This is a genomic window from Sediminitomix flava (genome assembly GCF_003149185.1).
Classification (GTDB): domain Bacteria; phylum Bacteroidota; class Bacteroidia; order Cytophagales; family Flammeovirgaceae; genus Sediminitomix; species Sediminitomix flava.
The window spans coordinates 1-8,241 of sequence record NZ_QGDO01000015.1 but is presented as its reverse complement, the minus strand read 5'-3'; the positions used below and the strand labels follow the sequence as shown (position 1 = coordinate 8,241).

Here is an 8,241-nt window from a genome sequence, read left to right as displayed (position 1 = left end):
CGTCAAAATGTCCAAGTTTATTTGGGTTTGATTTGCATATTGATGATTTAAAAGGTGTTGAAATCGAATCAGAAAGGTTTAATTTCAATGTGATTATTATAGATCCATCTGATTTAGAATGGTCTTTAAAGATTAAGAACAAAATAAAAAACGTTGGGTAACAAGGGGCATATTCCACAGCCATATGCGATGCAATCTGGCTGCGATACCATGCCCGATACGTTAGCAGTAATGAAAAATATTCAGTTAAGAAATGAGCATTAGCAGAGAAGAAATTAAAAGGAAGTTTAAAGATGAATATTTATCGAAGATTGAAGGACCTTTTTTTAAACAGAAAAGAATCAATCATATTTTCCATTATTCGAATAAATTTGAAGTAATTCTAAAAATCCTAAATAATGGATTTGCACCATCTTATTGTGAAGAAAACTTTTTGGGTCAAGAGTTTTATATTCCTATGGTTAGTTTTTGCAATATACCTTTAAGGGATGTAGACTTGTTTATGAGGTACGGCAAACATGGAATAGGTATGAGTCTTGAGTGGGCTTTAAAAAATTCGATAACACCTGTTGTATATGTTCATGATAACACCCCTTTTGAACGTCAAACTTATTATCAAAATGAAATTGAGACGCCAATGATCTCATACTTTAAAAATTGGAAAACGACTTATAAAAAGAAAGAAATAATTACTTACCAAGAACGAGAATGGAGGTATATACCGAATATATCAGATTCAAAACATAAAAGAATTATATCTCGTTCTGATGTAGAATTCCAAAGCTTAAAAGATAAATCGTACGGTGAGAAGCCCCATTTGCCTCAATTTGCATTGACAATAGATGATATATCTGACTTACGATATATTATGATCAAGAAAGAACATCAGCGTAATAAAGTTCTCAATGTTCTTAATAAGCGATTTGGCGAAAGAGAGGTAATAAAGGCAATATTATCGGGTAAATTACTAATTATTAGTGATGATTTAATCCATAATGATTTTTAAAAATACTGCTAACAAGGGGCATAGTTCACTGGCAGGTGCGACGCAACCTGCCAGCGAGACCATGCCCATGTCGTTGGCAATAATAAATTAAACTAGATCAAAGTATGAAGAAAACTTTTTTAACTCTCCAATTAATGACTTTATGCCTAATAAGCTTCTCACAAGAATTACCAACAGAGCCTGCGGATGGATTTAAATTTCCGATAGGAAGTAAATTTACAATAGAATTACATCCAATTGACTCAATAAGATTTCAATATTCTATAATTGAGTATGAACCATATCAAGAAGTTGTGAATACATATGAAAATGATTCACTATTTGATTCGACAGGAAAGAATGGAACTATTGAATTTTACTTTTGCCTATCGACAGATGGAGAAACGGAAAAAGAGAGAGAAGAAAATATGCAAGTTGTATTGTTAATGAAGAATAGGACAAAATACTCATTGTCATATGATTCAGATATTCAACTTGAAGAAAATGGCGAATTTCAAGAAACTTCTAATGTCGGAAGTTTCTCGGGAGCGAAAGGAACAGAAATGTGGCCTTACATGATCTATCAAATAGGTCTAACTGATTTTAAGAAATTATACTAAAACTATTGCCAACAAGGGGCATAGTTCACACCGCACTTACCATCAACACGACCTAAGTGCGATACTATGCCCGATTCGTTGCAGGTAATTTGAAGAACGACAAACATGGACGAATTAGAAATAAATTGGGAACAAGAGCGACCTAGTCAAATTCAGCTTGTCGGACTTTGGACTAAAATGAAATTTGAAAGAATTGAAAATTGGTCAACCGCGACTGATGTTCTATCTGAAAAAATCATTGAAACTCATGTAAATGGTGGAATTCAACTTCATAGATATAAAGTGAGCAGAAATGACCATTTTCATTGGTTTGCTTCCAGAAATCGTCTTGACGAGATTGATTTTGTTAAAAAGGCTTTGCGACATAAAGACCTAAGCGATTACAGAAACAACCTGGAAATCAAATTAAAACCTGAAGTTCAAGTAAAGAAAAGTTGGACTGATATGTACGATTTACCAGGTCGACTTGCTAGAATTCTAGGACAAGGTGGAGCCTATAAGAAAATCAATCAAAAAGAAGCTCGGAAAGTAGTAACAAACTTTATTAGCAGTGAATTTGACAACCGATTTGAAGAAGTCCTATTGTTCGACTTTGCAATTAAGAATTCTGAATGGTTTTACGGCATAGCTTGGGACTATTCGACCATGCTTTTTGATAAAAGGAATTATACTGTTACTATAATTGACATAACAGATACAGATTAAAGAATAAATACTGCCTACAACAAGGGGCATAGTTCACAGCCGTACTGCGACGCAATCCGCCTGCGACACCATGCCTGAGCCGTTGGCGTTCATTAGAATAATATATGCTAAATAGAATCCTTTTCATTACGTTCTTTTTCTTTATTTCATTCGATACAATTGCACAAGATTTAGATCGATATAGAATGACTGAAAGTCAAGCTAGTGTTTATTTACAAAATGCATTAGATGACAAAAAACAGCATAATTTTATAGGACTTGAATCGATTCTGGACACAGAAGAGATAGCTATCTCTTTCGCTGAAATGATTCTAATGAAAGTTTATGGCGTTAATCAGATTCAAGATCAAAGACCATATGATGCATTTCAATTGGATGGATATTGGATAATAAAGGGCACTATTCCGAAACAAAAACGTGGAGGAACATTTTTGATTATTATATGTGATAAAACTTGCGAAATCGTGAGATTAACGCATAGGAAGTGAATATGTAATTAATAAAGGAGTAAAAACAAACGCCAACAAGGGGCATATTCCACAGGCACTTGCGACGCAACCTGCCTGCGATATCATGCCCGAGTCGTTGGCATGCATACCTTAGAGTAAGACTCAGAATATGATTAGACAGATTTGTATTATTACTTTTTTAACTTTTGGAATACGCTCATTAGGATTCTCTCAACAGAATGATATCCTAAAAAAAAATATAAGACAAAAGTTTAATTATATCGTTAGTATTAATGATTTTGAGACTATTCAATTAGAAAATGAAGAGTTCTTGGAACAGATGACTGACGGAGGAGGAACTTTGACTGCGTATATTAAAAATGATAGTATCTATAAAATTATGGAATGGGTTGGATTATCATATGGAGTAATTCAAACTGAATACTATTATTGGGACTCAAGGCTTTTCTTTGCTTATCAAACTGAAGAAGTATTCAATTTTGTCTATCATATGGCTGATACAGTTGAAATTGAGATGAGCGTAAATGAAAAATATAGTCTAAAGAAGACCTCTGATCGACGATATTATTTCTCAGAAGGCGAATTGATTGATTTAGTAAAATCGGGTAAAGAATTTTATGGAGCTGAATCAGATATTGAAGCAACAAAAATGATTCAAGATTTAGCTAAAAGTAATTTTAGAAAAGTAAGTGAAAAATAAAAACGCACGCCAACAAGGGGCATATTGCACAAGCGTACTGCGACGCAATCCGCTTGCGCCACCATGCCCGAGTCGTTGGCAAACATGATGAAGTTATTAGCGATATTTTTTTGGTTTGTTTATTATCGTGTTCAGATCAAAAATTTAGAAGAACCATCCAAATAGATCTAAAAGATGAAGATAAGTTTAATGAATTTGTAGATAGTTTGGTCAAGGCTAATTCTACTTTTGATACAATAAATTGGATTTATCAACATCCTGTAAAAATAATAGAGGAAGAAGAGATACTTTCAGAAGATGATATTCAAGTACCTCAAACTTTTAAAAAAGACCCTTTTATATACTCAAGGCTAGATTATAGTACTTATTCTTTTTCAACGAAGTATCTAGATATAGAAATTTTAGAAACAGATTTAGATCAAGACAAATTGGATTCTTTATTTTATTTTACAGCTAAAAATAAAGGTTCTGGAATACTAGTTTCATTACCATATAGTTGGAGTGATTCAAAAGAAAAAATTTGGGTTAATTATAAGATTTTGAGATATGATTATTGTAGTTACCCTAGCCTTATTCCAATTGAATATAAATAAAAACGTTTGCCAACAAGGGGCATAGTTCACAGTCTTCATGCGACGCAATCCGTCTGCGACACCATGCCCGAGTCGTTATGGTCAAGTAAAAATTATGCATTGGAAGGAGGTTGATTTTAGGATAGAGTCACTTGAATTGACTTTAAATGCTCTTCATAATTCAATAATAGAATACAGAACTAATCTCATTGATATCACTTCAACTATTGAAGTAATTGAACCTATAATAGGTGTATCATTTGTCTGTCTTCAAAACTATATTAATGGTAGTATATATGACCGATATGAAACTAATGAAAATCAATCTGTTTTTTATAAAAGAAATCTTTTTTTAAAGAGACAAATAGGACTGAAATAGAACTAATAATAGGTTTAGCTAATTACTTCAAACATAGAGACCATCCCTCATCGCTACATAAGGGAACTCAAGCTATTTCAATTTATCTTCGGATAAAAGAATTGATATTTTTAATTCTCCTTTAATCAAAGGATTAGAACTTTTTGATGAGGACTGGAATATCTTAAGTCTTTTAGATCCGGTGAAGAATTGGAGAAAAAACTTATGGTACAATAACTAAAAAAAGACCATAACAAGGGGCATATTGCACAGTCGGTATGCGACGCAACCCGTCTGCGACACTATGCCCGTATCGTTGTAGCCAATTAACCAAACATGAAACTAAAACGAAGAAAATTGTAAATCTTTAAGTTTCTGCAAATGGGTGATAAATAATGATTTATTAAGCTCTAAAAGCAGTTTTTTGGATAATCAAATAATTCGATTTTCGTTTATTTTTGGACTACAAACGGATTTTTAATATTAGATTTTCTACAAATTCCCTCAAATATAAGTGGACTTAATCTTACTACTTTTCTAATCGGATTTGTTAGCTCGACATGTTTTCTTGAAAATTTCTGATTGTCTATAAATCTTCGATTAGCGTAGTTGGATTTAATCTTTTTGAGTCACAACTTAGGATTTTTTACAACGGATTTGATCTCTACATTTTGGGATAAGTTAGATCCTAAAAAATGTCTGCAAATTCAGATTGTTTGAAAATGAATTTGTTAGCGTAAAATAAATAAAATCTTAGCAGAGTTTTAAAGTGAAAATATTCTGCAAATGAGCTAAAAAATAAAGTAAAAAACTGGCTACAACAAGGGGCATAGTTCACAGGCATCTGCGACGCAATCTGCCTGCGACACCATGCCCGAGTCGTTGTACTTCATTCGCAAAAAAATGAGTAGATGAATTCATTAAAAACTAAAATAATTAGTATTGTAATCATACTTTTGCTGGCATTTTTCTTAGGTATTTTAATGTCAAAAGCAGAAATATTTTTTACGATTTCGATTGGTTTCATATGGATAAGTTTGTTTATAATTACTGTAATTGTTGGTATAATAGATCTGATTTATAAAAAGCGTAATTTTAAAATACCAGCTAATGTTTTATTGATGTTGACTTTAGCTTTTATTATTTCATTACCAATGCGAAAAAACGATTGGGGCAATAAGCGAAAAAAATGTAAAGCTTTAATTTCTCATTTAGACGAGGTCAAAAATAAAGAAGGTTGTTATCCACATTCCATCACTGATTTTCATATTGACCACGATGAAATACAATATATTCGAGATTCTTTAGGACAATCTTTTATACTATCATATAGTATTGATGGTTGGCACAGAGAAGAATATAGTTCTAAAACTAAAGAATGGATTGGATATGAATAATAAATAAAACGAAGTACAACAAGGGGCATATTGCACAGGCGTTCTGCGACGCAATCCGCCTGCGACACCATGCCCGAGTCGTTATCTTCAATATGTTGAGTAAATAAGGTGAGTTTATATACTGACCTATAATGGTTATAAATTCTTTAGATGAATAGATATTTCAAAAGGAAATGGGATGAAACCAGAGGAGATGAATTTGATTCGTGGGGAACTTCTATTTGGTACTTCGAAGTAGGAACTGATGGTTATTCTATCAAACAAATTGAACTGTATGAAAATGGCAATAGATTAAAATATGATTCAGAAAGGAGGTTTGATGGATATGGAGGTCTTGGAGATCAAGCATTAGAATTAGATGAGTTCAAGAATTTTGAAATTGATAAATCAGAATTTTATGATGAATGGGAAAAATCAAATCCTAGAAAAGAACATCAGCAGATTTTAGATTTAATATCAGATTACTTATCCAAACATTATAGTCTAAGGTTTGGTCAAGCATTATTCAATTTGGGCATAAATGAATTTGTGAATAAAGCAGACCCTTCAGAGGAAAATTTTAGAATTAGAGATATTCATGGAGACTCCGACAAAGAAATTCTTGAAAGAATAGAGAGTCAACTTGAATGGTTTAAAGAACAGAAAAAAAGAAGATAACAAGGGGCATATTCCACAGGCAGCTATGCGACGCAACCTGCCTGCGATACCATGCCCAAGTCGTTAGCGATAATAAGCAATGCAAAGAGACGAAATAAAATTTTATAGCGAGAAAGCCAAATGGGGTGAATTCTCCAATTTTGCATTATATCCAATTAAGATAAATGGTAAAGTTTGGTCAACAAGTGAACATTATTTTCAAGCTCAGAAATTTGAAGATAAAACTTACCAAGAGAAAATTAGGAAGAGTGCTTCACCAATGAAAGCGGCAGAATTAGGTCGTTCAAGAAAAGTTAGAATTAAGAAAAACTGGGATAAGATAAAGGATAACGTAATGTATGATGTTGTTCTAACCAAGTTTACTCAATATACTGAACTAAAAGAATTATTATTAAGTACAGAAGATTCAATTCTAATAGAACATACCGAAAATGACGATTATTGGGGAGACGGAGGAGATGGAAAGGGAAAAAATCGATTAGGTAAAATTCTTATGAAAGTTAGAGAAAAACTTAAGAATTAATCTCTTCAAAATAAACTAGAAAAAATCGCTAACAAGGGGCATATTGCACAGGTCGGGTGCGACGCAACCCGCCTGCGACACCATGCCCGATACGTTACCGCTAAGCAAATTAAAAAAGTTCAAATTCGATAAGATTTTTAGTGAGAACTATTTCTCTAAATCAAATAAGATCAGTGCTTTTTGATAAAGTTAGGCAGGATTTTGAAATATAAGTTCGACTTGATCTTTCTGTGTAATTTTCTAGATTCTTGGATTTTTCAATCGAACATTTCGTCTAGATTTTAGCGGATTTCGATTTGATTATTGGACTTTATCTTTTCGCAGATAAATTTTATTGTAGTGGGATTTTTTATCAGATAGCCAACCAATTTGTAGTTCGATTTAATCTTTTCAAACTTTAGATTTTATCAGATTCTGTAAAATGAATTTTCGATTAGATTTCACGCTCAAAAAGAGTTGTAAAAGAGAAAATTGACTTTAAAAATCGGAACGTTTTGAAATGAAAAACAGATCGTAAAAAAGAAAAATGTTTTGCAGGGCGTTGATAATCAAAAGTTTTAAACATTCTGTATAATTGAAAAATAAGTAAAAAATAGCGGTAACAAGGGGCATATTGCACAGGTCGGTATGCGACGCAACCTACCTGCGACACCATGCCCGAGTCGTTGTGGTGAAAAGTGATAATTATGACACGAGAAGATTTACAACCGAAATGGGAGGAAATTCTTACGAAAGGATATTCTGATTATTCCCAATTAACAAAAGCTGAACGTATTTGGTATAATGTAGAACCTTTAATAACAGATGGTCTTATAGACCATTATGTGAATTATGGAGCAGAACATAATATTGAAACATTAGAAGATTTAGAATTTTTAGGGTGTACTGGAATAGCAGATTTAATTAGAAAATTTAATTCACTGTTCCCAGATGGGATTCCTCCTAAAGATATAGATGAAAGAAATGACTTGATGGGAGAATGGGATGATAAATACGATTCTTTAACAGATCAACTAGAAGAAGATTTTTGGGATAAAAGTGGCGAGTTAGAAGAAGTTCTTTTGATTCACATTAATCGTTCTATAAAATAAATCACCACAACAAGGGGCATATTCCACAGCCATCTGCGATGCAATCTGGCTGCGATACCATGCCCGATTCGTTGTGTATAATTAGAAATCTCAAATAAAAATGGTATTAGAACCAAGTCTTAAAGATTTTTTAGATTCTAGCAAACAGTTAGAATATGATATT

The 8,241-nt window shown here is 32.7% G+C and carries 10 protein-coding genes; all 10 read left to right on the top strand.

Features of this window, described 5'->3' with window-relative positions; translation table 11 throughout:
• Positions 1–253 precede the first annotated feature (253 nt).
• The 10 genes from BC781_RS25075 (at position 254) to BC781_RS25025 (ending at position 8,078) form a co-directional block, all read left to right on the top strand.
• A complete protein-coding gene (locus BC781_RS25075; protein ID WP_109623259.1) occupies positions 254–1,006 on the top strand; it encodes an abortive infection system antitoxin AbiGi family protein in 753 nt (250 codons plus the stop codon).
• A gap of 104 nt (positions 1,007–1,110) precedes the next feature.
• Positions 1,111–1,605, top strand: coding sequence for a hypothetical protein (locus BC781_RS25070; RefSeq protein ID WP_146201785.1), 495 nt, complete (start codon positions 1,111–1,113; stop codon positions 1,603–1,605).
• 105 nt (positions 1,606–1,710) lie between these two features.
• On the top strand, positions 1,711–2,310 hold the full coding sequence (locus BC781_RS25065; RefSeq protein WP_109623256.1) for a hypothetical protein: 600 nt from the start codon (positions 1,711–1,713) through the stop codon (positions 2,308–2,310).
• 104 nt (positions 2,311–2,414) lie between these two features.
• On the top strand, positions 2,415–2,798 hold the full coding sequence (locus BC781_RS25060) for an NTF2 fold immunity protein (protein WP_109623254.1): 384 nt from the start codon (positions 2,415–2,417) through the stop codon (positions 2,796–2,798).
• Between the two features lie 130 nt (positions 2,799–2,928).
• Positions 2,929–3,480 carry a hypothetical protein gene (locus tag BC781_RS25055; RefSeq protein WP_109623252.1) on the top strand — a complete coding sequence of 184 codons (552 nt, stop codon included), beginning with the start codon at positions 2,929–2,931 and terminating at the stop codon, positions 3,478–3,480.
• A 53-nt stretch (positions 3,481–3,533) separates the two neighbouring features.
• A complete protein-coding gene (locus tag BC781_RS25050; RefSeq protein WP_146201784.1) occupies positions 3,534–4,073 on the top strand; it encodes a hypothetical protein in 540 nt (179 codons plus the stop codon).
• Positions 4,074–5,321: 1,248 nt separating this feature from the next.
• Positions 5,322–5,807, top strand: coding sequence for a hypothetical protein (locus BC781_RS25040; RefSeq protein ID WP_109623245.1), 486 nt, complete (start codon positions 5,322–5,324; stop codon positions 5,805–5,807).
• 150 nt (positions 5,808–5,957) lie between these two features.
• Positions 5,958–6,464 carry a hypothetical protein gene (locus BC781_RS25700; protein ID WP_211323982.1) on the top strand — a complete coding sequence of 169 codons (507 nt, stop codon included), beginning with the start codon at positions 5,958–5,960 and terminating at the stop codon, positions 6,462–6,464.
• 79 nt (positions 6,465–6,543) lie between these two features.
• Positions 6,544–6,987, top strand: coding sequence for an NADAR family protein (locus BC781_RS25030; protein WP_109623243.1), 444 nt, complete (start codon positions 6,544–6,546; stop codon positions 6,985–6,987).
• Between the two features lie 686 nt (positions 6,988–7,673).
• Complete coding sequence (locus tag BC781_RS25025) at positions 7,674–8,078, top strand: DMP19 family protein (RefSeq protein ID WP_109623241.1); 405 nt, start codon at positions 7,674–7,676, stop codon at positions 8,076–8,078.
• Positions 8,079–8,241 lie beyond the last annotated feature (163 nt).